This window comes from Companilactobacillus halodurans, from assembly GCF_009600995.1.
GTDB lineage: Bacteria > Bacillota > Bacilli > Lactobacillales > Lactobacillaceae > Companilactobacillus > Companilactobacillus halodurans.
Window position 1 is genome coordinate 20,228 of sequence record NZ_VDFO01000004.1, and the last position, 26,409, is coordinate 46,636.

27 protein-coding genes are annotated in these 26,409 nt (G+C 36.1%); 10 read left to right on the forward strand and 17 right to left on the reverse strand.

Translation table 11 applies throughout. The features are described 5' to 3' along the window. Nucleotides 1-56: 56 nt before the first annotated feature. Nucleotides 57-1,295 (forward strand): AAA family ATPase, encoded by a 1,239-nt coding sequence (locus FHL05_RS01535; protein ID WP_153385693.1) that lies wholly within the window; start codon nucleotides 57-59, stop codon nucleotides 1,293-1,295. Further along, nucleotides 1,295-1,840: an N-6 DNA methylase gene (locus tag FHL05_RS01540; RefSeq protein WP_153385692.1), complete on the forward strand. Its 546-nt coding sequence runs from the start codon at nucleotides 1,295-1,297 to the stop codon at nucleotides 1,838-1,840. Before FHL05_RS01535 ends, FHL05_RS01540 begins: the two co-directional genes overlap by 1 nt. 69 nt (nucleotides 1,841-1,909) lie before the next feature. Here the strand turns inward: FHL05_RS01540 and FHL05_RS01545 are convergent, their stop codons facing one another. After that, the gene (locus FHL05_RS01545) at nucleotides 1,910-3,829 is read right to left on the reverse strand and encodes a heavy metal translocating P-type ATPase (protein WP_153385691.1); all 1,920 of its coding nucleotides are present in this window, start codon (nucleotides 3,827-3,829) and stop codon (nucleotides 1,910-1,912) included. 121 nt (nucleotides 3,830-3,950) lie between these two features. Here FHL05_RS01545 and FHL05_RS01550 point away from each other — a divergent pair, with 121 nt between their 5' ends. Next, the gene (locus FHL05_RS01550; RefSeq protein WP_153521871.1) at nucleotides 3,951-4,310 is read left to right on the forward strand and encodes an ArsR/SmtB family transcription factor; all 360 of its coding nucleotides are present in this window, start codon (nucleotides 3,951-3,953) and stop codon (nucleotides 4,308-4,310) included. A 186-nt stretch (nucleotides 4,311-4,496) separates the two neighbouring features. Here the strand turns inward: FHL05_RS01550 and FHL05_RS01555 are convergent, their stop codons facing one another. The 6 genes from FHL05_RS01555 to FHL05_RS01580 all read right to left on the reverse strand — a co-directional run bounded on the left by FHL05_RS01555 (nucleotide 4,497) and on the right by FHL05_RS01580 (nucleotide 8,615). Beyond that, entirely contained in the window at nucleotides 4,497-4,874 is a 378-nt protein-coding gene (locus FHL05_RS01555; protein ID WP_153385689.1) for a YolD-like family protein, read from the reverse strand. Further along, entirely contained in the window at nucleotides 4,867-5,202 is a 336-nt protein-coding gene (locus FHL05_RS01560) for an acetyl-CoA carboxylase (protein WP_238333983.1), read from the reverse strand. Before FHL05_RS01560 ends, FHL05_RS01555 begins: the two co-directional genes overlap by 8 nt. Then, on the reverse strand, nucleotides 5,180-6,481 hold the full coding sequence (locus FHL05_RS01565) for a Y-family DNA polymerase (protein ID WP_153385688.1): 1,302 nt from the start codon (nucleotides 6,479-6,481) through the stop codon (nucleotides 5,180-5,182). The genes FHL05_RS01560 and FHL05_RS01565 overlap by 23 nt, the downstream gene beginning before the upstream one ends. 94 nt (nucleotides 6,482-6,575) lie before the next feature. Further along, nucleotides 6,576-7,085 (reverse strand): PadR family transcriptional regulator, encoded by a 510-nt coding sequence (locus tag FHL05_RS01570; RefSeq protein WP_153385687.1) that lies wholly within the window; start codon nucleotides 7,083-7,085, stop codon nucleotides 6,576-6,578. A 52-nt stretch (nucleotides 7,086-7,137) separates the two neighbouring features. After that, nucleotides 7,138-7,674, reverse strand: a complete 537-nt coding sequence (locus tag FHL05_RS01575; protein WP_153521873.1) for a phenolic acid decarboxylase — start codon at nucleotides 7,672-7,674, stop codon at nucleotides 7,138-7,140. 128 nt (nucleotides 7,675-7,802) lie between these two features. Then, the gene (locus FHL05_RS01580; protein WP_153385686.1) at nucleotides 7,803-8,615 is read right to left on the reverse strand and encodes a glycosyltransferase family 8 protein; all 813 of its coding nucleotides are present in this window, start codon (nucleotides 8,613-8,615) and stop codon (nucleotides 7,803-7,805) included. 76 nt (nucleotides 8,616-8,691) lie between these two features. On the opposite strand from FHL05_RS01580, the gene FHL05_RS01585 reads away from it, so the two are divergent. Further along, a complete protein-coding gene (locus FHL05_RS01585; RefSeq protein WP_153385685.1) occupies nucleotides 8,692-9,102 on the forward strand; it encodes a peptide deformylase in 411 nt (136 codons plus the stop codon). Nucleotides 9,103-9,695: 593 nt separating this feature from the next. Here the strand turns inward: FHL05_RS01585 and FHL05_RS01590 are convergent. Both FHL05_RS01590 and FHL05_RS01595 read right to left on the reverse strand, forming a co-directional pair. Further along, nucleotides 9,696-11,312 (reverse strand): Nramp family divalent metal transporter, encoded by a 1,617-nt coding sequence (locus FHL05_RS01590; RefSeq protein ID WP_153521875.1) that lies wholly within the window; start codon nucleotides 11,310-11,312, stop codon nucleotides 9,696-9,698. Between the two features lie 36 nt (nucleotides 11,313-11,348). Beyond that, a complete protein-coding gene (locus tag FHL05_RS01595) occupies nucleotides 11,349-11,789 on the reverse strand; it encodes a universal stress protein (protein ID WP_162853724.1) in 441 nt (146 codons plus the stop codon). 406 nt (nucleotides 11,790-12,195) lie between these two features. On the opposite strand from FHL05_RS01595, the gene FHL05_RS01600 reads away from it, so the two are divergent. Together FHL05_RS01600 and FHL05_RS01605 are read left to right on the forward strand one after the other, a co-directional pair. Continuing rightward, on the forward strand, nucleotides 12,196-12,357 hold the full coding sequence (locus FHL05_RS01600) for a hypothetical protein (RefSeq protein ID WP_153385682.1): 162 nt from the start codon (nucleotides 12,196-12,198) through the stop codon (nucleotides 12,355-12,357). 49 nt (nucleotides 12,358-12,406) lie between these two features. Next, nucleotides 12,407-13,078 (forward strand): metal-dependent transcriptional regulator, encoded by a 672-nt coding sequence (locus FHL05_RS01605; RefSeq protein WP_153521879.1) that lies wholly within the window; start codon nucleotides 12,407-12,409, stop codon nucleotides 13,076-13,078. Between the two features lie 66 nt (nucleotides 13,079-13,144). Here the strand turns inward: FHL05_RS01605 and FHL05_RS01610 are convergent, their stop codons facing one another. Then, nucleotides 13,145-13,573 (reverse strand): MarR family winged helix-turn-helix transcriptional regulator, encoded by a 429-nt coding sequence (locus FHL05_RS01610; RefSeq protein ID WP_153385680.1) that lies wholly within the window; start codon nucleotides 13,571-13,573, stop codon nucleotides 13,145-13,147. Nucleotides 13,574-13,685: 112 nt separating this feature from the next. Between FHL05_RS01610 and alsS the strand changes: the two genes are divergently transcribed. Next, on the forward strand, nucleotides 13,686-15,365 hold the full coding sequence (gene alsS / locus FHL05_RS01615; RefSeq protein ID WP_153385679.1) for an acetolactate synthase AlsS: 1,680 nt from the start codon (nucleotides 13,686-13,688) through the stop codon (nucleotides 15,363-15,365). 36 nt (nucleotides 15,366-15,401) lie between these two features. Further along, complete coding sequence (gene budA / locus FHL05_RS01620; protein ID WP_153385678.1) at nucleotides 15,402-16,109, forward strand: acetolactate decarboxylase; 708 nt, start codon at nucleotides 15,402-15,404, stop codon at nucleotides 16,107-16,109. 62 nt (nucleotides 16,110-16,171) lie between these two features. Here budA and FHL05_RS01625 read toward each other — a convergent pair whose 3' ends face one another. The 4 genes from FHL05_RS01625 to FHL05_RS01640 form a co-directional block, all read right to left on the reverse strand. After that, entirely contained in the window at nucleotides 16,172-17,044 is an 873-nt protein-coding gene (locus FHL05_RS01625) for a DMT family transporter (protein WP_153385677.1), read from the reverse strand. A 247-nt stretch (nucleotides 17,045-17,291) separates the two neighbouring features. Then, the gene (locus FHL05_RS01630) at nucleotides 17,292-18,212 is read right to left on the reverse strand and encodes a DMT family transporter (RefSeq protein WP_153521881.1); all 921 of its coding nucleotides are present in this window, start codon (nucleotides 18,210-18,212) and stop codon (nucleotides 17,292-17,294) included. A 288-nt stretch (nucleotides 18,213-18,500) separates the two neighbouring features. Then, nucleotides 18,501-19,325: an alpha/beta hydrolase gene (locus FHL05_RS01635; protein ID WP_153385675.1), complete on the reverse strand. Its 825-nt coding sequence runs from the start codon at nucleotides 19,323-19,325 to the stop codon at nucleotides 18,501-18,503. A gap of 21 nt (nucleotides 19,326-19,346) precedes the next feature. Continuing rightward, a complete protein-coding gene (locus tag FHL05_RS01640; protein ID WP_420360961.1) occupies nucleotides 19,347-21,323 on the reverse strand; it encodes a PTS sugar transporter subunit IIABC in 1,977 nt (658 codons plus the stop codon). A gap of 401 nt (nucleotides 21,324-21,724) precedes the next feature. Between FHL05_RS01640 and FHL05_RS01645 the strand changes: the two genes are divergently transcribed. Further along, entirely contained in the window at nucleotides 21,725-22,420 is a 696-nt protein-coding gene (locus FHL05_RS01645; RefSeq protein WP_153385673.1) for a M57 family metalloprotease, read from the forward strand. Nucleotides 22,421-22,467: 47 nt separating this feature from the next. Here FHL05_RS01645 and FHL05_RS01650 read toward each other — a convergent pair whose 3' ends face one another. Then, a complete protein-coding gene (locus FHL05_RS01650) occupies nucleotides 22,468-23,022 on the reverse strand; it encodes a TetR/AcrR family transcriptional regulator (protein ID WP_153385672.1) in 555 nt (184 codons plus the stop codon). 126 nt (nucleotides 23,023-23,148) lie between these two features. Between FHL05_RS01650 and FHL05_RS01655 the strand changes: the two genes are divergently transcribed. Beyond that, a complete protein-coding gene (locus tag FHL05_RS01655; protein ID WP_153385671.1) occupies nucleotides 23,149-23,892 on the forward strand; it encodes a sulfite exporter TauE/SafE family protein in 744 nt (247 codons plus the stop codon). 49 nt (nucleotides 23,893-23,941) lie between these two features. Here FHL05_RS01655 and FHL05_RS01660 read toward each other — a convergent pair whose 3' ends face one another. Both FHL05_RS01660 and FHL05_RS01665 read right to left on the reverse strand, forming a co-directional pair. After that, nucleotides 23,942-25,441 (reverse strand): MFS transporter, encoded by a 1,500-nt coding sequence (locus tag FHL05_RS01660; protein WP_153521883.1) that lies wholly within the window; start codon nucleotides 25,439-25,441, stop codon nucleotides 23,942-23,944. A gap of 136 nt (nucleotides 25,442-25,577) precedes the next feature. Continuing rightward, on the reverse strand, nucleotides 25,578-26,225 hold the full coding sequence (locus FHL05_RS01665; protein ID WP_162000158.1) for a CatA-like O-acetyltransferase: 648 nt from the start codon (nucleotides 26,223-26,225) through the stop codon (nucleotides 25,578-25,580). Nucleotides 26,226-26,409 lie beyond the last annotated feature (184 nt).

A 26,409-nucleotide genomic window follows, 5' to 3' on the forward strand; every position in this document is an offset into this window, starting at 1 on the left:
TTTGTTAAGATATTACATAGAAAGTTGATAATTTCTGTATCAAATGAGGTGAAACAATGACAAATAAATTACGATTTTTAGCAATCAATATTAAAGGATACCCTCTATTTGAAGATAATCTTCATTTCTCTTTATTAACAAATAGTCGAGTCTCAAAAAATCATACAGAGTCACTCATGCACTTATTTGGCGCCAATTATACAAATAATGTAACGACAATCGTAGGTAAAAACGCTACTGGTAAAACTACAATCATGAAACTTACAATGGGAATTTTATCTCTATTATCAATCGGTAGATCTATCAAGGAAACCAAATTAAAAGAAGCACTTTTTGATGATTCTACAGTAACTTTTGACGTCTATTTTTATGGTAGCAATAATTTTCTTTACCAAGACACTATCGTTATAGGAAAAAGCAGCGATGAAGTAGATTCCGACCTAAATGAATATGAAGTTAAATCTGAAAAAATTTATCGGAAAAAAGCTAGAATCAGCGAAGCTAAGAAAAATTTATTAAAATTCTCCAAAAATGACTTAATAATGGATCGCAACAACTTAAATACTGACGTTGCAGCTGTTTTGGCATCAGATGATTCTATGTTTAGAACTGTCATGAGAAGTAATAATTATGAAACTTTGAAAGTTGCTGACAATACGATTTTTACTAATACTAATTTCTTCATTTCTAATTTTGGAAGTGTACCAAGTGAAGTCTTACAATATTTAGATTCAAGTATTGAATATCTGAAAATTGAAAGTGCAAATAATAATAATACTAATCAACAAATATTTTACAGATTGAAATTCAAAAATAGCAATCAAGAAATCACAGACAGAAATTTTGCAACTATTGAATATTATTTGTCATCTGGAACTGCCAAAGGAATTTCACTTTACACACAAATTCTCAGTACTTTAAAAAATGGCGGAATTATTTTTGTAGACGAAATCGAAAACCACTTTAACCACGCTATTGCCAGAACATTTATTAATTACTTTAAAGATCCAGCAATAAACATTAACAATGCTAAATTAGTATTCACAACTCACTATTCTGAATTCTTAGATGATATTGATAGAAATGACCAAATATTTATTGCTAGAAGATTGAAAAACATATCATTGACTAGATACTCAAATACTAAAATCAGAAATGATCTCTTGAGATCTGAAGTATTCATGTCTAATAGCATTCAAGGTACCGCACCAGAATACAGTGCTTACATAGCTTTAAAGAAAACTACTATTAAGAGTATCAAAGAATTTAACCAACAGCGTGAGGAACAAAAATAATGAATAATAACTACATTGCTGTAATTATTGAAGGCGGTGCTGAAAAGTCAATCATCAATGTTCTTTTAGACCATCACCTACTAAAATTTGATAGAAATGAAATGCTAGAGGAAGATGTCATTAGAGAAAGAAATGGTAGAACCTTTGCCAGAGAACATCTCACATTTGGTTTCCAAAATAATCAAATATCAATTTTGAGAATTTTAGATTCACATAACGAAAAATTCAAAATACCCAAAGCCTATCAAAGATTAATTTCTTCAATTACGAATTTATATACCTCACCTGAAATTGAAATGTTATTTATCGTTAGCAACGGCGACTTTGATGCTTTTAAAAATCGAAAGGCAGATAAAAGTGGCAAAAAATTATCAGCTCACAATTGGTGTAAAAGTCATTACAAAAATATGAATAATCTTAAGTCTCCAGATTTTGTTTATGATTATTGGAATAATCAGCCTGACGAATTGGTGAGAACAATAAAATTATATTCCCGAAAATGTAATTACCCTTTTCAAAATACCCTTGCGAGTATCCTGAAATAATCGTTCATTTTAATAACATAGCAAAAGAAGCAACCTTTCAAGATAACTTGAGAAGTTGCTTCTTTTTGTTCAATTATCAAAATTAATAAATTGTAATCTAATCGCATTTAAAACCGCAATAATCGTCACGCCCACATCGGCAAAAACTGCTTGCCACATATCGACTAATCCTAAAGCTCCCATTAATAAGAACAAAACTTTAACAATTAAAGCAAAGCTGATATTTTCAAGCACGACCCGACGAGTTTTCTTGGCAATCTTCATTGTCTTAGAAACTTTAGAAGGTTCATCGCCCATAATGACGATATCGCTTGCTTCAACAGCGGCATCGGATCCTAAACCACCCATTGCAAAGCCAATATCTGAATTAGCTAAAACTGGAGTATCGTTGATGCCATCGCCGACAAAGGCTACTTTTTTATTAGCTTGATGCGATTTTTGCAAGAGGTTTTTGATGATTTGGACTTTATTTTCAGGCAACAAGTCCGTATAAACGTCGCTCGTCTTTAATTTCTTAGCAATCGCTGAACCGATTTTTTGATTATCGCCTGTCAGCATGACCGTTTGCGAAATCCCGCGATTGTTCAATAATTGGATAGCTTTTCGAGCATCGCGCTTCGGTTCATCTGAAATCACGATGCTACCTAAAAAACGCTGTGATTTAGCTACATAGATGATAGTTCCTAAAGCAGTATTTTTTACATAATCTATGCCAGCTTGTTGCATGGCCTTGTCATTTCCCACGATTACCTTTTCTCCAGCAATCGTAGCAACTAAGCCGTGTCCTGCTTGTTCATGAGAATTCTCAACGCTCAAGAGTTTTCCTGAATAAGCCTTCAAAATTGAGACGGCAATCGGATGCGTCGAATTCTTCTCAACACTAGCAGCTATTTGTAAAAGCTGTTCTGGTGAAACATCGTTAACTGGTGTCACGCTAGTAACTGAGAACTGGCCTTTAGTTAACGTTCCAGTCTTGTCAAAGGCGACAGTATCGACTGAATTCAAGGCTTCCAAATAATTGCTGCCCTTGATCAAAATTCCTTGACGAGAAGCGGCTCCAATGCCACCGAAAAAACTCAAGGGAACGGAAATCACTAAGGCACAAGGACATGAAATCACTAGAAAAATCAAAGCTCGATAAATCCAAGTGCTCCAAGCTCCTGCAAAAGCTAATGGTGGAACGACAGCTAAAGCAAGCGCTAAAAAGACAACGATTGGCGTATAAATTTTGGCAAATTTAGTAATGAATTTTTCCGTGTCAGCTTTTTTATTGCTGGCATTTTCAACTAAGTCTAAAATCTTAGCAACGGTCGAATCGTTGTAGACTTTGCTGACTTTAATTTGCAATGTGCCATTTTGGTTGATCGAACCACTTAAGGCTTTGTCGCCAACTTTTAAATTTTGTGGCATCGACTCACCTGTTAAAGCTGAAGTATCGACTGATGATTGTCCTAAGACAACTGTTCCATCTAAAGGAATCTTCTCTCCAGGCTTCACTAAAATGATTTGTCCAATCAAAACTTCACTGGGGTCAACGATTTTAGTTTCCTGACCGATTTTTAAAGTCGCAAAATTTGGTTTTACTTCTAGTAAAGCTGAAATCGACTTCTTTGATTTATTAACCGCAACATCTTCAAAGACGTTTCCCAATTCGTAAAACAGCATCACAGCAATTGCTTCAGGATACTCTCCTAAAATGATTGCTCCAATCGTCGCAATACTCATCAAGAAATTCTCATCAAAGATATCACCTTGAAAAATATTTCGAATGGCTTTATAAACGATTCTGGCCCCAATCACTAAATAGGCGACAACGAAAAAGATTACGTCGACTGGCCCAGATACTAAAGAACTCGAACCAAGAAGTAGTAGAATAAAAGAGGTTAAGAGTCGTGTGATCGTTATTTTTGTCTCACGACTTAACTCATTTTTTACTCGTTTAGGTTTATTTTTAATTTTATAATCAGTTTGGACATCGTATGACTTCATCGAGAACATCCTCCTTGAAATGATTATATGTTCATTTGAATATATGAGCATTCATTCATATATTGATTATAATATAATAAGTCTTAATGAATTTCAACCTATTTCAACAAGAGGATAAGCTATGCCAGAACAAAATTTTGAACTCGATCATCAACAAGCTTTACACACTTTAAAACAGAATCTCCCTAGCGACAATGACTTGGATGCCATGGTCAATATTTTCAAGGCTTTCGGGGATATGACTCGGGTCAAGATCATCTTAGCTCTAGCTGAGACTCCACTTAGTGTTGGAGAAATTGCTGATACTTTGGATATGAGTCAGTCATCAATTTCTCATCAATTGAGTATTCTTAAACAATTAAATTTGGTTTCCAATGCTAGACGTGGTCGCAACATTCACTATCGCTTAAGTGATCAACATATCATCACGATTTTTAACCAAACTAAAGAGCATATTATAGAAGATGAAAATGACTACTAGTATTTTTATAAAATGTTTGTTATAATCATGAAGATACGTTTTTAGCGAGTAAGTTTCTCGACTTACTTCGTATCAGCAGGAGGTCAGATGTGGTCATCTGGCCTTTTTGTATGACTAAATAAATCCTGATAACCAAAAAAAACTACTAATCTATTATTTATTTAATAGGTTGGTAGTTTTTTCGTTTTAGATTACTATTTCAACATTTCTAACATCCCCGAGGTGAAAGGATTTTTTATTATCTAAGTGATAGACATCATTGTCATAACCGGAAACCTCTCCAGTTAAGTCGTCTGCCACTTCATTATTAGAATCTACAATATTTAACTGAACTTTTACAATTTGATTATACGTAAAAGATTGCATTAAAAGCTTGGTTATTTGTTCATCTTTTTGTTGCGGGCGCAGTTCATTTCGATGTTGTTGTTGCTTTTTTTGACGGTTCAACGCTGCCGTATGATCAGACAAGTAAAATCCTTGCCACTTCATTTTTCCACGATCATGATAATAATTATCAAAGAACGCTTGCACCATATCTGGATCCGCTTCGTACTTACTATTCATCTCTGTGTCGCCTTCTTTGAATTAATTCCTGTTGCTCGGGCCATTTCAAACCCATAAATCCATCATAAACTATAGTTAGATGGATTTTTTTGGTTATTTGAACAACTATTTTCTCTAAATATGACAAATTATACACATTTATCGTGTGTAATGGAACCGAATGCATCCTTTTTTTACGATATTGCGTATTAATAAAAAAATTAAAAGTCCGATCAAACGGGTCATTGACGATTTGCAACCAATATCTTGTATCTCTTTTTCTAGTAAAATTTGCTTTAATCCGTTCCATAATAATTTGAAAATCTTTATTCATAAGCATTGCCGCCATTGTGACCACCCACTAAAGTACTGCGGGTAATCGCGGTTCCGCCCTTTTGTAAACTATTAGCATAGACGAGCGCTTGAAAGCCATATTTACTACGGATTTCGTCTACGACCTTTAACTTATCTTCATCCTTACATTGTTGTTGAACCGGCAAGAATATATTCAATTGCTGGCTAGTTTTATCAATCAATTTAGAAGAATAAACCGATAGATTGCGTACTGGCTGTCCCTGCCACTGACTTTCAAATAAATAAACTAATAAATCAGCTATTTCTTGATCATTATCAGTATGGTTTATCTTGCCACTAATATTGAAACCGCCTCGCTCGCCTTCTTCACTAGAAGCATAGGAATAACCGACACCTAAGAAAAAGCAACCTGCTTGTTTATGATGATGACGTAATCTTGAAGCAACTTGTTGACCCATTTCTTTAATAACTGTTTCAATCTCATACTTATTGAAATAATCTCTTGGCAAAACTTGAGAATTGCCAATACTGTGACTTTTAGGTGCAATATTATCAGAAATCTTTGTACGGTCGATTCCCCAAGCAATCGCAAAAATTTGTTCGCCAATCAACCCTAATTCTTCTTTCAAATAGAAAGGATTGCTATGAGCTAACTCATACATGCTGTGAATCCCCAAACGATTCAATCTTTTTTCTGTTCGTTTGGCAATACTCCAGACATCAGTCATATTTGAAATCGACCAAATTTTTTCAGGGACTGTTTCGTAATGAATCTCACCCATTAGTTGTGGATCATGCTTAGCATAAATATCTAACGCAATCTTAGCTTGCACAGGATTGTCACCAATTCCAACGGTCGTATACAATCCCAGACGCTTTCTGATAGTTTTTTGAATCACTCGGGCAACTTCTCTAGGAGAATTGCCAAATAATCTCCAAGAATGCGTCATATCAAGAATTGATTCATCGATTGAATACGGCCAAACATCCCTTTCAGCGGCAAATTCACGAAAAATACTATTAATCTGCAAGTTTCGTTTGATGTAGAGATTCATTCGCGGTGGGACAACAATCAATCTTGGATCCTCTGGCAAGTCGCGCTGTCTAGAAACATTTGCCTTAAGATGAAAGATTTTTTTAGCCATCGGCGAAGTTGCTAAAATCAAGCCACCATTAGTATTCTCAGCTTCACTCATTACTACCAGCAGTTCTTTTAACGGATTCAAGCCCCTTAACGTTGCCTCAACGCTGGCATAAAACGACTTATTATCAATTAAGAAGAAAACTCCATGTGGTTCTTTACTGTAATCCATCGTTTTATACCTCCTTTTTGTATGCATCTCCATTATACGAACATATGTTCTTATCTGTCAATAAAAAAAGGAGCCTACTTATTCAGTACGCTCCTTAGATGTTGGTACGTAACCATTTAACGTGATTTGTTTCTCTTTCAATTGCTCGCGTTAAAATCAAATAATGGCCATAGTTTTGTTCAATTTGCTTGTCGCTAAAGAAAACCGTTTTGAGCCGTTTTTTTAAATGGGTTAATTTATCTAGTTTTATTTCTAATTCTTGTCTAATTAAGGATTTTAATAGTGAATCCGACTTATCCTTAATAAAATAAAGTTTTAACGAGAACAATTCTCCAGTTTTGCTTAATGGTTCTTCCAACCAACTACGTAACACTTGTTGTCCATTATCAGTAATTAAATAGTAGGTTGACTTACCATCATCTTCATCCTTCACCCAACCATCATCTTTCATCCGTGCTAATTCTGGATAAATTTGGCTGTGTGAAGCATGCCAGAATTCACCGACCTCATTTTTAAACTCCTGACTGATTTGGTAGCCGGAGAGTTTTCCTTTATTATTGATCAATCCTAGTAAGACATAGGGTAAAATACGTTTCTTAGGCATTTTTATCTCCAAAAAAAATGATATACGATTCTTCGTATACCATTCTATCATGCTATTTATTGATACGGTGATAGTTTTCGTCAAAGTACTTGCCATTTCTAATGTCGTCAGGCATTTCCTTGTAAGGTGCTTCGCTGATAACATCTTCGTTATCTTGACCAGCATCACCCATGTATGTGATGTTAGCAAATTCTGGAACCACCAACTTAGGATATGTTTCGTATTTTTCACGAGATTCTTCCATTAAATCGATGTGTTCATTTTGGTAAGTAACAGTGATTTCTGGATGTTCTTCAACCCACTTAGGGAAAAAGATTGTTCCGTGAAGTTTCTTTTCGTTAGGCATGAAGTCTAAAGCAACATCTGTACCAGTAGGTTCTGTCCATGAAATCTTGTAGATGCCTTCTGTCAGCATAACAATGTGAGCTTCTTGATCAGTTACCCAACGGCCACCAACCATGCCACCGTGAATTCGGTAGTCAACTGTGTGGTCATTTTTAGCGTACCATTCATATTCCCAACCATTGTCGTATGTATAAATAAAGTGTGTTCCTAAGAAATCGTCTAAAGTTTTAAATGTTTTAGTCATAAATTAATAGCTCCTTGTAAAAATCATTATGTCGTTATCGACAAACAATAGTATATGTCGTTAACGACACTTAGTCAAGAGATTAATTTTGACAATAAAAAAACATCTACTAAAAAGTAGATGCTCCATTATAGTATTTGCTTAGTTTTATGCGCATAGTGCTTATACAATCCTGAGAAACGTTCCTTATAATCAGGCAGCCAAGGTTTATCGCGACCACAAAAATGTAAGACTACCGTGTGATCAATCACCCAATCAATATCCCAGTCGCCATTGCTTTTTGCAAAATACAAAGGGTTCATCCGAGCGTCATAGTTATACAATTCGTCTGGAACTTTCATAATATGCTGGCCATACAATCCATTTAACACATCTTGATCAGGCAACACTAAAGTTTTCCCCTTCTTTTTGATATAAGCAAAAATGTCACTAGCTTTAACATTTTCCCTAATTGAATCTAAATCCATCAACAGAACGCCGGAATTGTAATAACTTTCAGTTTCATAATTACCTAACCTTAATTTATTTAAATCATCTGTGACATCAAGTGAGTTGTGACTAGCAGCCGCGTACCAATAATCCTTTAAATCAATTTGATAAAGAGGCTTCAAATCATTGATGATCAAGATATCGACATCTAAATATAAAATTCGTTTAATATTTTTAGGCAAATACTTATGGGCTAATAAACGATAATAAATTGTCTTTGGATAACGGTCCGTCGTCGGTGCACTATCAAAATCAGATTTTTGTACCATAACTGGATGATAATGCATCCCTAATTTCTGGCAAAAATCCTGCAGCTTCTTCGACTCGCGTAATTTCCTATCTTGAATCACATAGATTGAATAATTTTTGGCTGATGAATTTTGCTTAATTGAATACAAGGTCGTCATTAACTGTGTCACCACGTTATCGTCAATCGCAAACAATAAATTCATTTTCTACCCCCGCTTGTTAAACTTTTACTAGTTCCATTATACTAATGGTAATTAATTAATGACACAGGAGTCCACTATGATTAGATCAATCAATCGCGATACTACTTTTTTAGCTCAAAAATCAAGTCTCGCCACTAAAGACGATTTAAACGTTGTAACTGATTTACAAGACACTTTGAAATATCATCATGAAAATTGCGTCGGCATGGCTGCCAATATGATTGGCGTCAACAAACGAATCATTGCTTTTTCAATGGGAATGATGACTGTTCCGATGATAAATCCCACTATTATTAATCGAAAGAATGAATATCAAGCTGTTGAAGGCTGCCTTTCTTTAGATGGTCAAAGAAAAACCAGCCGTTATAAAAGCGTTACAGTGGAATATTTAGATACAAATTTTAAGGAACATACCCAAGAATTCACTGATTTCATTGCTCAAATAATTCAGCATGAAATCGATCATTGTAACGGTGTTTTGATTTAGGACAAAAGAAAGGAGCTTGCATATTTGCAAGCTCCTGTTTTATTAATATTTCTCATATTGTTTTCTTCTTTCGTTTTATATTTTTGGGAGGGGGATATAATTTTTATTCATTTTAATAGTATTTTGTAATAGTCAAATCTGTTTGTTTGTTGCTTTGTTATTTGACTATGCTTAAATAATAACGGATGATTATGAATTTATCGTTGTTAAAATACGAATTAATTGGTACCAAAATGTGAAGATTTTTTGATTGGGTTTAGTTAGTGATTTTATCAGTTTATTTGTTTTTCTTCCTATAGTAATGAAATATTGCATAACATATGGGAAGAATGCAGAATCATATCCTTTATTGTGGAAAAACATAACTACTTCCGTCTAACCCAAAAAATCCCAAGCTCACATTCGTTATTGTGGAAAATTGTTTTATCGTCTAGAATTGTTCTTCCTATTTTTATCCTCAAACTTGCGGCTTCAGTATCGCGTGAAAAAACATAGCTACTTCCGTCTAACCTAAAAAGCGCAAGCTCACATTCGTGAGTTTGCGCTTTTTGTGTTAGTACTCGGTAGCTGACCATGTTTTTTCACAGCTCTTACTATCTAGTACTTTCATTCTTAGCAATAGCGTCAACAGCATCTGTTGCGCCTTCTGCTGATAATTGTTTCTTCAATCTTTCATTACCTTTATAAAGATCTACAACGGTCCAGATTAACAATGCTAGTACGGCTGCAATCAATACGTATGAAATCATGTCAGCTGTAGCTAATTGTGATTTAGCTGGATTGTCGCCATAGAAGGCTTCAATTTGACCTGGTAGTCCGTATAGGTTCAAGAATGTTAAGGCAACAACTGAGAACCAACCTAGAACTTGTAACCACATTGAGTTCTTAAATCTGTTACCCATTTCTGTCTTACTGTTTGTCATCATTAACAATGGCAACATTGAGAATGGTAAGGCGAAGGCTAAGAAGACTTGTGAGTTATTCATCAAGGTATTCAAGGCTTCGTGCTCAGAGATTGCGCTCTTACCGCTTGTCATCATAACACAGATAAGAACTGGGATAACTGAGATTAAACGTGTTACTAAACGACGTAACCATAGAGGCATCTTCATGTGAACGAAACCTTCCATGATAACTTGACCAGTTAAGGTACCAGTGATTGTTGAGTTTTGACCTGATGCCAACAAGGCAACGGCGAACAATGTTGAAAGGATACCTGACTTAGCAACACTGATTAAAATACCATTACTTAATGTAGATGTATCTGATAGAGCTTCAAACAAACCAAAGAATGATGGATCTTTAACGGCACCACTCTTAAATACGGCAACACCCATGATCAATAGCAAAGCATTAACGAAGAATGCAGCTGTCAATTGGATGTTTGAATCCCATGCTGAGAAACGAACGTTTTGTGCAACTGAATCTTCATCAGTGTGATCAACTTTTCTTGTTTGTGAAATAGCTGAGTGAAGGTACAAGTTGTGAGGCATAACAGTAGCACCAATGATACCTAGAGCACCTGTCAATGGTGTTTGACCACCGATTGATGGGCTTGTTGAGAATGTCTTACCTGTTGGTACTAATCCACCAAATATTGAACCCCAGTTAGGATTTGATAGAGCAACTTGATATACGAAAACAAATAAAATAACAAGAATTAAACATACAACGATAGCTTCGATTTTTCTGAAACCAATCTTTGTTAATAATAGCAATACTAGAACATCACCAACAGTGATGAATACGGCAATTACTAATGGAATATGGAAAAGTAAGTACAAAGCGATAGCAGCACCGATAACTTCGGCAATATCTGTCGCCATGATAGCTAATTCGGTTAGGATCCATAATACGATACCTAGTGACTTACTTGTTCTGGCACGAATGGCTTGTGCCAAGTCCATCTTACTCACGATGCCTAGTTTAGCAGCCATATATTGCAGTAACATGGCAATTAAACTAGACATAAGAATAACTGACATTAATAGGTATTGGAAATTTTGACCACCTGTAATAGATGTTGACCAATTACCTGGATCCATGTAACCAACGGCAACTAAAGCCCCTGGTCCTGAATATGCGAATAAGGTCTTAAAGAAACCTTTGTTCTTTGGTACATCAACGGTACCGTTAATTTCTTCCAACGAAGGGCCGTTGGCGTAGTGGATTAATTTATGCTTTTTTGTCATTGAATTATCATCAGTCATGATTAATCTTTCCCCTTAACTTTATTAAAATATCTTTTAGCGAATAATCATTATTGAAATAGGTGAGTATTTCGCCATATATGCTGCTTGTGAACCAAAATACTTCTTGATACCTTTTTTCGATAATGAGCCAATAACCAAAAGATCTGCTTCAGCAGATGGAATAACGTCTTTAACGATTGTTTCACCGGGATCCCCTTCGGCCACGATAAGTTCGACCTTTTTAACTCCGGCATCTAATGCAATCTGACGATATTCTTTCATATGTTCTTCAAGTTCATCGCGTTCACCATGGACGTAATCTTTAGTCAATGCTTGATATACATTCATCTCGCCACTTTCCAAAATGGAAGTGATGATTAATGTTGATCCATCTTTGATACAACGGTGCATAGCATATCTAAATGCTAATTGTGCATCAGGCGAATCATCAACACCGACTAACACACGTTCAAATGTGTTATTTTGCTTCGACATTGGTCTGTCCTCCAATATATTTTCTCAAGACAAGATTTATCTTTGCTCGTCTTTCCAAAAACCATTCTACCCCAATTTAATAGGATGTAAACTATTTTTTAAGGTCACCTAATAAAAAAATACATTTTAGGAATATTTATCAAAAAATTAGAAAACGGTTACTTGCCTATTACACTGCGTTTCAAGACCATATTATGAGGTATATTTAAAAAAGTTTACCCCCTTCTTAACTATTTTATTCAAAATAAATATGATATATTAAAAACGTTAGCGACGGGGTTTATTGTCTATTAATAAAGAATATTTATTTAATTATGGACAATCCGTATTATTTTAATATTCTTCTATATCTTTATTAGGAATGACTAATAAAAGATTTTATTCATAACTTATGGGGGGAAACTTTATGAAGAACACGACACCAGAAGAAAAAATAAACGAAGTCAATAATCAAAATTATCTCAGCGATAGTTGGGTTACATCGGAAATGTTGATTGGTATGTATTCAAGGATTTTTACCAATCTACTGCTAGCTGATGACCGGATTTTCAAGGGACATTCCAAATAAGGCTTATATAGAAGAAACACGCCTTAAATAACAAAAAGTGGTGAAAATTATGAATGACCTGAATTTTTTAAGACTTATTTTTGAACTAGGTGGCAGTTTCCAAAATGTCAGCAATATTGATCTAGCGGTGAAGGCTGATGTTAGTAAAGCCTCAATCTCAGATCGAACACAACATTTATCAAAATTAGGCTTAGTTAAATACACAAAGTACTATGGTACTAAATTAACTAAAAAGGGCTTAAATGCTGTGATTCCTTTGATTCAGCAACATCGTCTGATTGAAACATGGCTCTATGAAAAACTGGATATTCCATTGAGCGAGATTTACGAAAAAGCTACTAAGCTGTCTGATCATCCTGATTCACTTTTGATTGACCGCTTAAACATCTATTTAGACTACCCTGAAGCTTGCCCACACGGGAATACGATTCCTATCAACTGCTCAATTCAAGAATTTTCGAAGTATTCTTTGCTTGCAAATCAAAACATTTCTAACGAAACTTTCCAAATTATCAACTTCACCGAAGATAATTACTTATTTAAAATTTTGAATAATATAGATATTAAATTATCTGATGATATTAAAATTTTAAATATTAATAATTATGATCACTCAATGGTGGTCTTGAATTTACGGAATAATTTGAAACAAATCTTGCCTAAGAATATTACGAAAATGATTCGAATTGAAAAAGTCAGTGAAATGCAAAAAAGCGTTTGAGGACACATGATGAAATCATGCGTTGTCAAACGCTTTTTTCGTTATATATAACGTTACAGGTTACCCTTATTCAGCTTCAGGGTTTACAATAGTTGAAACAACAGCCTCAATAGAAGAAACTAGTGGACTATCTGGTGTGATTCCGGATTTAGCAAAACGGTCTTCCCACCATTGACTACGAATTTTTTGAACTGTATCAACGATTTTTTTACCTTCGTCAGTCAAAGTCAAAACCTTAGTTTTGCCAGCCCCATTTTTCTTAATCAAATAGTCCAATTTGACCATTTTATTAATTTCTCTAGTTGCCAATCCCTTATCGATAACCAATAGTCGAGCAACTTTATTTTGGCTGATGTTTTCGTAATCGCCAACTGACAATAAAATACAAGCTGCAGTCGGATTTAAGTTAATTTGATTGAATTGGGACCGCGTATCCTTGTAATATTGTCTATGTAGGATAGAGATATCTTGTGCTAAATAACCGATATTTTTCATTCATTTACACTCCAATGAAAAGTTTTGTGTTGACAAATCAACACGAATGATTTACTTTTTTACCTATAATTAATTATAGAACAAAATTAAATAAAAAAAGAGGTTAGAAATAATGGCAAAACAAGTCAATGGTGCTCAAGAATTGATTCAAACTATGATCAATCAAGGAGTCAAATACGTTTTTGGACTTCCTGGAGCTAAAATAGATCAGCTCTTCGAATCCCTAGAACACAATGATAATCCTAAAGCACCCAAATTAATCATCACTCGTCACGAACAAAACGCTTCCTTTATAGCAGCAGGAATTGGACGTTTAACTGGTAAACCAGGAGTAGTCGCTACTACTTCAGGTCCTGGTGTTTCCAACTTAGCTACTGGTCTAATTACTGCAACCGCTGAAGGAGATCCCGTTGTTGCTATCGGTGGTCAAGTTCCACGAAATGATATTGCTAGATTAACCCACCAAAGTATCTCAAGTAAAGAACTATTATCAGCTGCAACTAAGGATAGCGTGGAAGTACAGGACGCTAATAATTTGTCGGAGTCCTTTGCAAACGCTTACCAAACAGCTTCTGCTGCTAAAGCAGGTGCAGCATTCATCTCAATTCCACAAGATGTCCTAAATGATGAAGTCACACGTCCTACTATTAAGAGTCTTTCACCCGTAGAATTAGGTGGAGCTGACCAAGACACGGTCAACCAAATAATTGAGAAGATTAAAAAAGCTAAACTTCCCGTAATTTTAGCTGGAATGCGTTCATCTACCAATGAAGTAACCCACAAGATACACAAATTTCTCCATAAATTCTCAATCCCCGTTGTTGAGACTTTCCAAGGAGCTGGTGTTATCTCTCGTGACCTTGAAAAGAACTATTACGGCCGTGTGGGACTATTTAGAAATCAAATCGGCGATACGATTCTCAAAGAAAGCGACTTAATCATCGCAGTCGGCTATGATCCAATTGAATATGAGGCCCGTAATTGGAACGTTGGCCGAACTGGTGAAATCATTAGTCTCGATAGTATCGCACCAGAAATCACCAGTGATTATCAACCAGACTTGATTGTTCAAGCTGATATTGCCAAAACTCTTGATGAAATCAGCGAGCAATTGCCAAAAGATATCGACTTGAGTCAAGAGATGCACCAACATTTAGCACAGCAACAGGAAAAATTCACTAAAAAAGACGCCATCCCTGAAAATCACTCCGATAAAAACGGAATTCACCCACTAGCAATCATTCATGCTCTTCAAAATCAAGTCAACGACGATACTACGGTAACTGTTGACGTTGGTAGTTTGTACATTTGGATGGCTCGTCACTTCAGAAGCTACAAACCAAGACACCTACTCTTCAGTAATGGTATGCAAACACTTGGTGTAGCTTTACCTTGGGCTATTGCTGCAGCACTTGAGCGCCCTGAACAACCAATCGTTTCTGTAGCTGGCGATGGAGGATTCCTCTTCTCTGGTCAAGAACTTGAAACAGCTGTCAGATTGCATTTAAATATCGTGCAATTGATTTGGGACGATGGCTACTACGATATGGTTCGCTTCCAAGAGATTGCTAAATATGGCCATGATGCTGGCGTTCAACTTGGAAATGTCGATTTCGTCAAATATGCTGAAAGTTTCGGTGCCACAGGCATGCGCGTTGAAAGAACTGAAGACTTGGAACCAATGCTTGCTAAAGCCTTTGCTACAAAAGGACCAGTAGTTCTTCACATTCCTGTCGACTATTCAGACAACATCAAATTAGCTTCCAAACTTGTCGACGATGTTCTAAATTAAAATAACCCCTTAATCTAACTAGAAAGAAGTTTATTTATGTCAAATACGAATATCCTCTATCAACACGGAACTCTTGCTTTATTAGTCCCAGGACTCCTCGATGGAACTATCACTATGAAAGAATTATTGACTCATGGCGATACCGGAATCGGTACTGGCGAAGGCTTAGATGGCGAATTGGTTATCTTAGATGGCAAGCCTTACCAAGTCGATCATCGTGGCCAAGTCAATCTGGTCGACGATAATTTCACGCTTCCCTTTGCCAATATTCATTGGGCTGATTACCACAAACTAACCTCTGTGGAAAACATCGAACAAGCCGATTTAGAGAAGAAAATTTTGTCACTAACTAGCGCCAATACCTTCTTCTCAATTAAACTGCACGGCGAATTTTCCTACGCGCAAACTAGAGCTGTTAAAAGGTCATCCAAGCCATATGATACCTTGGCCAAAACTGCCGCAAGTCAAAGCATTTTTGAACAAAAAGATATCACGGGTACTTTGTTGAGCTATTACTCACCCGAAATTTTTGACGGTGCTGCAGTCGGTGGCTTCCACCATCATTTCTTATCAGATCAACGTGATTTTGGTGGTCATCTACTGTCATTTAAGAGCGCGACCGGTGACGTAGAATTGCAACAGTTCGATACTTTGGAACAACATTTACCAACTAAAAATAAACCTTATATGGATTTTGATTTCTCTGGACATGACATCTTAGGAGACATCCACAAATCAGAATAATTAATCAATAAAAATAGGTGATTTCAAGAAATATTTTCCTTGAAACCACCTATTTTGCTTTTCTATGCGAATTTAATCGATACCCAGACACTTGCTAGTATCATAATTGATCCGGCCACAAAGCCCCATGAGATGTCTTCTCCTAAAAGTAACCAACCTAACAAAGTACCAACGATTGGCTGCAAGAGGTAGAACAGTCCTGAAACACTTGGATTTACCATCGTCAAACCTTTATTCCACATCACAAAAGCTGCAGCGGTCGACAAAGCTCCAACGTAAAATAAACATATAATAACTTTGGGACTGAAGAAGTTCACGCTTTCTAATGCTGAAGCGTCTCTTAAAACAAACGGCGTCAAAAAAAGCATGGCGATGATAGTAGAAATAATCGTAATTTGTAAGGCGCTGTAATCAGAAACTTTTTGAATCAAAACTGACATCAAAGACCAGGTCAATGCTGCGACAATCCATAAAACCACGCCAGTTAAAATATGTTTACCAGTCAAGTGAATACCGACAATCATCAAGACGCCTAAAGTCGCCATGATGACGGAAATTATTTTCATATGATTTAATTTTTCTTTGAGAATCCACCAAGCAAATATTGCCATAAATGTTGGTGTTGCAGAGGTTACGACCGCTCCCGTTTGGGCACTGGAAAACCACGTTCCAGTTTCTTGAGCGACCAGCGATACGGCATAACCAGTTAGACCAATTAAAGCAAACCACTTTAGGTCTTTAACTTTAACGTGCCAATGTTCTCTTCTAATTAACGAGAAAGCTATCAAGAAAATAATGGCCACAAAATACCGTAACCAGACCAATTGAATTGGATGAATTTCACCAACGATAACTTTCACAGCCACAAAGGTTCCACCCCAGATGCAGGCGGCAACGCTCAACAATATTGAACCAATTAATTTATTTGTATTCATCGTACTATTCCTTTTTTCACTGGATTTCTCATAAACTTCACAGCGGGACCATCCACAATCACAGACAATCGGAACATTCTCAATTCTTGAGGAAACCTGTTAAGGCTAGATTATAGCATCTTTTATAAACATGACACGTTTTTTCAATAGAAATTTTTATACATTTTAAACATATGAGTGAAATAACGTCTATTTATGGAACAAAAAAAACGAATCCACAAAGGATTCGTTCGATAATTTGCATAATTTAAATGTTGTTGCCAGCACTAGCAAGTCGAGCTTCTTCTGGTGAAGAACCGTCGAACTTAACTGAGACCCAAACACTGGCTAAAATCATGATTGAACCAATCAAAAAGCCGAATGAGATTTGTTCTCCTAACATTAACCAGCCTAAAAATGAGCCAACGATTGGTTGAATCAAATAAAATAGACCGGATGAACTAGCACTGATAACTTTAAGTCCTTTATTCCACATTACATAAGCGACAGATGTTGAAACTGCACCGACGTAAAGTAAACTCAAGAAGACTTTCGGATCCAAGAAATTGATGCTTGTAAGTGACTTCATGTCACTCAAAATAAATGGCGTCAAGCAGACTACAGCTACTATAGTTGACATAATAGTAATTTGTAAAGAACTGTACGTCCTTACTTTTTTAATAAGAACTGACATTAAAGCCCAAGTCACTGAAGTAAGCAGCAATAGGAGAATTCCCATAACGACATTACTACCAGACATCTTTAATCCTACGATCAAAACGACACCTAACATGGCCATGATAACTGAAAATACTTTGACCTTATCAAGCGATTCTTTTAAGATCAACCAGCCAAAAATAATCATAAAGGCTGGGATAGTTGATGTGATAACTGAAGCAGTCTGAGCATTTGCTAGACCAGTACCTGCTTCTTGGGCAACAAGAGAAATCGTGTTACCAATTAGTCCAATCCAAAAAATCAATCTCAGATCACGCCAATTGATATGCCATTTTTCTCTCTTTAGTGCAGAATATCCAATCAAAAATACTAGTGAGATTAAGTATTCTAACCAAACTAGTTGGATTGGACGAACTTCGTCGACAATGACTTTTACGACGACGAACATTGCTCCCCAAATTACTGAAGCAATAATTAAATATATGGATCCTAAAAACTTTTTAGATTTCATGAGTAATATTTCCCTTCGCGTTGATTCCAATTTGAATTCATTGCTACGCTATCCTCGCAGATAGCCGAAATATTACTTCATTCAAGAAACGATAAATACTCACCTTCCTTTGTCTTAAAACCACTTTAGTATAACAATGCAAAATAATATAACAAGGCGTCTGAGAAAGTAAACGTTTTCAATTTTAAAATCGTTTTTCCAAACCCTTTCAGAACGCAAAAAAAAAGACCCTCAACAAATTATTATAAATTTGTTGAGAATCTTCAGAAAACATTAGTTAAAGTTTAACTATCCTATTAATTTCATCATTTCAAGCCAATTTAGAGCTAACTCGATCCATTTTGCAGTCCAAGCATTGAGATATTTATCCTTACCTGGCTTTTTAGTCACATAAGTTCCAAAAACTAAACCGTGGATGCCTGAACCAAATAAATGATATTCAACCGGCAAATCTAGTTGATTCATCTTTTCAACATACATCAATGAATTAATGACATTGACCAGTTCATCAGTTCTCGTTTGCCAAACAAAGACTGGTTTAGAATTCTTGTTCAATAAATCTTGAGTTTTCCACAAAGCCTTATCGGGAGTGATTTCTTCACGAACTTTATCATCACTAGGGAAACTGCCCTTCACTGTCATATCGATTACTGGATATCCCAGGATTGCTGCAGCATGTTGACCGCTGAACTGATCCAAATGATATTTCTTACGTAATTTTTCATCAGTCGCAATCCCATTATAGGCTGCGACTATATGACCGCCAGCTGAAAATCCAGCTAAAATAATCCTTTGCTTATCAATATGGCGTGATGCGGGTTGCTGATTGATCCAGTCGATAACTTTGCCCAATTCTTGCAAGGCCAGAGGATAAACCGGCTCTTTATCAATTAATTTATATTCTAAGACCACCGCGTGCATCCCAAATGAATTGAAACGCAAAGCCACGGGTTCTTCTTCTCTTTGCGAATGGAAGGTAAATCCACCTCCAGGGCAAATGACGACTATCGGATAATCGACTGGTTGACCAAAATCGGCAACTTGGTCAAGCCAGTAACTTTTTACTTTAAAATCATGATTAGAGATAGTGAGATTATTTTCTTCTGCTTTCATATCTTCATATCTCCTTTGTTGTTATGCTAATTTCACATTATTTAGATTCATTGGATCGCCTTTCTTTACCAACATTTTATCAGTAAATCCAAATAAATAAACTAGGACAACGGAAATTACTAAGGTTCCGTAGTGCGAAATCAGATAGCCATAGAAGTTGCTACCAATTCCGACTCCTGGTGTAATAAAGGCTGGGAAACCTATCAAAGCACCGGATAAAGCATAATTGTCAACTCTTAAGAAGCCTGTCAAAGCACCACCGATAGCACTGGCAATACTTGCAACAATAAAAATTCTCTTATACTTCAAATTGACACCATATAACGCTGGTTCTGTAACGCCACAAAAGGCTGAAACGGCTGCTGCTAGAGACATTTCTTTGAGATGTTTATTCTTAGTTTTCAAGAAGACTGCTAAAACAGCGCCACCTTGAGCGACCATCGTTATGGAAAGAATTGAATTGATATAACTGTGTCCGTTCGTGGCAATGTCGTTAATAACGATAGGAATAAGTCCCCAGTGCAAACCGAAGATAACCATCGTCTGATAAATACCACCGATAACGAATCCACAAAGCGTTGGACTGAAATTGTAAATTGAAACAAGACCATTTGACAATCCCTTGCTCAAAACAGTAATGATTGGGCCAACACCAATAATAATAACTAAACTTAAAATCAAAGCTTCAAGAATTGGAACGAAGACGCTTCTAATATAGGTAGGAATTACTTTTTTCAAGAACTGCTCGACGTATTTTCCTAACCAAGCTGCAACGATTATCGGAAAGACAGATGAAGTGTACGCAACTAAAGTTGTGGGTATGCCTAAGAAACTGGTTGAGGCTGTGCTAGCTTTGCCAGCTAAGGTGACGATTTGTGGATAAATTAAAATTCCACCAACAATTGCTAAAACGATTGGATCCGAACCTAACTTCTTAGCAGCAGTAAATCCTAAAATAATTGGCAAGAAGTAAAATGTTGCATCCCCGATTGCGTTTAAGAGGATATAAGTTCCACTAGTTGTTGAGAGCACTTTAAAACCAGTCAAGGCCGCTAAAATACCCTTTAAAATACCAGAACCAGCCAAGATTCCGATGATAGGAATCATAGAAGCGGTCAAAACACCAATGAAGTTGCTGGCACCACGTTTAACATTTGGCCAAAAGTCATGGACCTTATCAGCTTTGTCAGTCGTTTCCGCAACCGCCTCTGCTGTTGCAGAATCATCAGTAAACTGTGTTCCAATTTGGGCAATAACGGCGTCATAGACATCAGTTACAGCTTGACCAATAACAACTTGATATTGACCGCCAGCTTTAGCAACCGTAATAACGCCATCAAGATTTTCAATTGATTCATCGTTTGCTTTAGAATCATCTTTTAGATAAAAACGCAATCGCGTTATACAGTGAATCAAACTCTTGATATTCTCTACGCCACCAACATTTTCGACTATATTAGCAGCCAATTCATCGTACTTGCCGCCAGTCTTTTTAACGACTTTCTTTTGAACTGATTTCAATGATGCAACAGCAACTGTTGAACCAGCTTTAACATCTTTATCAAAGCCAGTTGTCATCAATTCCTCTAAAATATCCTTACTATTAGTAATCGCTAAAATAATAGTTGTTTGCTTACCGGCATCTTTAATCATTTGCAAGTTCATCTTAACAACTGAATCGCCAGCTTTTACTTGGTCGCCTTCTTTGATTGAGACTTCAAAAGGCTCTCCTTTCAAATCCACGGTATCGATTCCTAAATGGACGAGGATTTCTGCACCACTGCTCGTCTTCAAACCAAAAGCGTGTTTGGTTTCTGAAACGAGTGTGATTACTCCGTCTGCGGGTGAAACAATATTTCCAGAACTAGGTTCAATTGAGAACCCTTCTCCCATCAACCCTTGTGAGAAGACAGGATCTTGCACTTTTGACAGCGTCAGCAACTTACCGTCAGCGGGTGCAACTAATGAAAGCAATGTTTGATTGTTCATAGCAGTCATTCCCTTTTTTAATAGATTTGTCTTTTTTTGATTACGCTTATATCATATGTTTAAACACGTATGGAGTCAATATTTATTCGAACTTATTTTATAGTCTGAGGAACATCTCATGAAGCCCACAGACAAGGGCTTATTATTCCAATAAATTTAAAAAATAACGACATTATCTTGCTTTTGTCCTTTTTTAATGGACAATAATTTGTAATTTTATTTTGCTTTATTAAATGATAAATAACATTTTAAAATAAATTTCAAATTGACTATTTTTTTAAATCGAAAAAAGTTATCATTTTAATACCTTCTGATTTACCTTTCTGTACCTATAATTTTTTTAAGTGGACAAGCGTAACTTAAAAAACTATCATTACTAAGACAAAGAACATAATTTAAGGGAGTATTTAATGAAAAAGAATTCTTGGATTACTTGGTTAATCCTTTTGGCCGCTGTTTTTGTGGTCGTTGAGACAAATCCTCAGATAGTCCCTAAACTTGAAAAACAAGTCGCGCAGACTACTAAAAAACTTAAACCATATCTTTATTTAACTAAAGTCAATCTTGAACAAAAGCTCAGTGGAACTACTACTAAAACTACTACTGAAAGTCAGGTCGGCAAAGCAACCACACCGATTGAATCGCCTTTACAGGGGATGACTACTTCCAGAACTTACTATTATCACTTTAAAGACAATGTACCAGAAAATGCTCGCCAGGTATTTTTAGATGCGGTCAACACTTATAACGCTACCGGACTGGTGAAATTGATTCCTGGTCAAGGTCAATCGAATCAAAACAGTATAACTTTTTTCATCTATCACAAAAAAATCGCTAACATCATGTCTAGTAACATCGAATTAGGAAATGGTGGCCCTTCTGCGTTGCAACTGAACAATTACGCAATCAATACTGCTCAAGCTGGATTGAATATGACCTATCCAACTATGTCAGTTAAAGATTCCGTTGCGGTTCATGAATTGGGCCATGCCTTAGGACTGGCGCACAGTTCTTATACTAATTCTGTGATGTATCCAGTTGATCAAGGCGTTTCTAAATTATCTCAAGCTGACTTGAATGGCTTGAAAAAAATCTATAACAAATAAAAAAGATTCAATCAATTTTTACGTTGATTGAATCTTTTTTCATTGAATTAAATCGTTGATAAAGCAATATTTAACATCTGATCAAAACTATCAGCCGCTGAAATGGTCTTATTATCAAACCGACCGTTGCCAATATGAACAATCTCGCCAATAATCAAATTACGCAACATTCGCGAAATTACCAAGCGTGATTTCTTATCAGGTACTAACGGCTTCAATAATTTCAACCCAATGTTACGTATTTTTAAAATAGCAGCATCTAAATCATCATTGTGAAGTTTGCCAGCGGGAATTGCAATGACTTGTTGCGCCACTGGATAATGGGATAAGGAATACTGAACAAATATTTTATTGAAGGCTTTGATAGCCTCTTTACCAGACAATCCTAACAAATCTGCTTGTAATCTTTGATACAAATCATTATAAAAATGAATAGCTACGCCAATTCTAATAGCCATCACGTCTGGAAAATAGTTATAAAGTGCTTGTGAGCGTGTTCCTAGAATGCGACTTAAGCGTGTAAAGGTCAGATTTTCTTGATGATTGATCAAGTCGACTGCTGCGAGAACTATTTTCTCTTTTGATAAAATTCTTGTCGTCAAAACAAAACCTCCCACTTGAAATTTATGACATTTGTTCTACAATTACAAAGTGTAATGTGTAATTACATCATGTAACTGCACTATAACCTAAATCAATTTCAGAATCCAGTTAAAGGAGTTCTTTAGATGACTACAATTTTTCTTATTATCGCTGGAATCTTGATTGGAACGATCGTTATCGCTCTAGGTGGCGGCGGTGCGGCTTTTTACTTAGGAATCCTCTCGTCTTCCTTTAATCTTGCTCCAGCTACAGCTGCTGCAACTTCAGTCGTTACAGCTGTCCCACCTTTAATCATTGGAGTAATAGCCTATATCAAACAAGGTCGAGTCAATTTTCGTTTAGGAAATCAGATGTTACTTGCTTCGTTGCCAGCTGTTATCATTGGTTCCATCATAGCACCGTATATTCCTGAACAATTATACAAATGGTTAATTGCAATTATTCTAGTATATTTAGGAATCAGAATATTTGTTCAACAATTTAAGAAAACTAAGAAAAAGAAACAACATGGTAAATTTGCGGCGGCCGTTTATGGCTTTATCAGTGGACTAATGGTTGGTGTCGCTGGACTCAGCGGTGGTGGACCTGTTCTAGCTGGCTTGTTAATTTTAGGATTAGATACTTTCAATGCCACAGCTACTTCTTCCTATGTTCTAGTTGGCATGTGCGTATTAGGTTCAGCCTTACATCTCACGACCGGCAGTATTTATTGGCAAGCCGGAATCCCCTTAATTATCGGAGCTGCCATTGGAGCATTGATTGCACCTTATGTCGTTCAACATTTTCTATCGAAAAGTAAATACGCTTATTTAGTTCAATATTTTATTGCGATAGTTTTGGTTATTATGGGAATTAAAACTGTCTTTTAAAACAAAAGGACTACGAATTTATAAAAAAATTCGTAGTCCTTTTTATTTCTTAAGCCACTTTTTGAACTGCACTTTTACTCTTATCTTTATTCTTAGCATGCTCTCTTCTAAATAAGAACATCAAAATGACGATTACCGCTGCAATCATCAACAAAGCCATCAACATAATATTGTGAATCCCTTGGAAGAAAATATCCTTCATTTCAGGAAGATAAGCCTTAGGCAAAAACTTAGCATCAGCAGCATTGCTGAGTTTGTTCATCACGCTAATCGTTATGTGACCGTTACTTGCCTTAACGCCACGAATCAAAGCCAAATTCAAAATAACTCCATAAATCGAAGACATGAATGTTTGACTTAAAATTCTGACCAAGTAAGCAAATGAGGTTGAAATTGGCACATCCCGACTATCGACATCGAATTGGACTGCAAGCAATAAAGCATTGAAACAAATTCCGACGCCGAAGCCTTCAAACACTCCCATCACTAATAAGAATGTGTAACTGGCTGTTTGCTTGGCGATATATAAACCTGCAAAAGAGATTAAAAAGGCAATCGCACCAATACCGATAATTTCATAACGACCCATTCTGCGTTGAATCAAAGGTTCCATTTCTGAACCAATGAAGTTAGAAATAGCTCCTGGAATCTGCGTCATTCCTCCGACTAAAGCACTCAAGCCCATGATACCTTGAGCCCACATCGGAATATAAATATTAAAGGCGACAAAAGAGCCCCATAAGAGTGCGAATAAAATCAAGTCAACGACCAATTTCTCATTTTTGAAGAGACGATTAGGAACGATGGGATCATCGACTTTTTTCTCGACACGAGACATCCAAAAAATCAAGAAGCCACCAATAACGATAAACAATAAGGTCAAGAAAATTGAGGCGACTCCAAGCAACTGGATACCAACTAAAATTGAAGATAAGCCTAGGACCATCAAGATAGCACCGTGATAGTCGACTTTACTCGTGTTGAGTGTTTCTTTAATTTTGAAGAAGAATGAAATAATCAGAATCGACAACAAGGCCAATGGCAAGTTGATGTAAAAGACCCAGTGCCAACTGAATGTATCAACGATCCAACCACCAATCAGCGGTCCAATAATGGATGTTCCACTAAATCCGGCTGAAGCAAGCCCAATAACTTGTGCCCGCCGTTTGATATTTTTAAAAATCTGCGAATAGATGATGAATGGAATTGTATTCATTCCACCAGCACCGATTCCCATGACACTTCTAGCGGTGATAAACCAGATAATATTAGGAGCTAATCCTTGAAACAAAGCTCCAATCATAAAGACGACTGTTGCGGTGATATAGGCTGTCTTATTACCCTTTTTCTCACCAAATTTACTCCATAACGGTGTTGAAACGGCCATCCCCAATAAAAATATGGCAACGATCCAACCCATATACTGAATACCATGCAAATCACTAATAATTGCTGGTAATGCAGTATTAATGATCGTAGCGTCAAGTCCTGCCATCATATTCGACAAAACCAACGCAAAAGTAACTAATATTTTCCTATTTCTGCTCATTCCCCTTGCTTCTTCCTATGACAAAATCTTTTTACCAATAAAAAATAAGGCCTCGCATTGTGCACTGCCTTATTCTTACAGAAAATACTAACAGTATTTTCAATTATAGTCTTCTTTATAAATTCATACAAATGGTCTAAAGCTTTTCTGGCTGGCTCAACAATTCTTCCAGACGATTGAAGAATAGTCCAGTTTGATAACCGTCACAAACGGCATGATGAATCTGGAATGTGACCGGCAATTGTCTTTTTTGATGGATATCTTTTTCAAACTTACCAGCTGTCACGATTGGCAAGAGATACTTGTCGTTGTTTCCAATATTCAAATTGAAACTAGAATAGTTGACCCATGGCATCATCGAGATATTGACGACATTTTGTGGAACTGGCTGTTTAGGGAATAGTTTGCCTGTGCCTTGATATTGCTTAATATCATCAAGATAATCACGATGAAATTCAGCAAAGGTATAGGTGTTTTCAGTATCAATATTCGAGAACAATTCCGTCTTGTTATCAAAGATTGAATAAAATGGTACCAAACTATCCCAATAGCCCAATTCTCCTTGGTCATTAAAAGCCATGCGATATAAATAATTTGAATTGACAACCTTTAAAACTGAAAAAATAAATAGAGGATAGAAATTATAATGATTTTCTTTAACGAATTTTAGAGCCCTATCAATTGGAACATTGTGCGTCATACTATAAGTCGTTTTTTGATCAATGAAGTGGTTAAAAACTTCTGTTCTAGTCCAAGTGTCTAAATCAATCTTAGTGAATTCCACGTTGTTACCTCCAAAAATTAAATTTCATTTTACTTCAAAGTCATCATACAATACTTTGAAGTTTTTTTGGCTGGTTTTAATATTTTATTGAATACTAAGATTATCAAATAATAAATCATCTTTTCCTTAATCCTAAACAAAACGTTACAAATTGCAAAATAATGTATTATTAAAGCCATTTTAT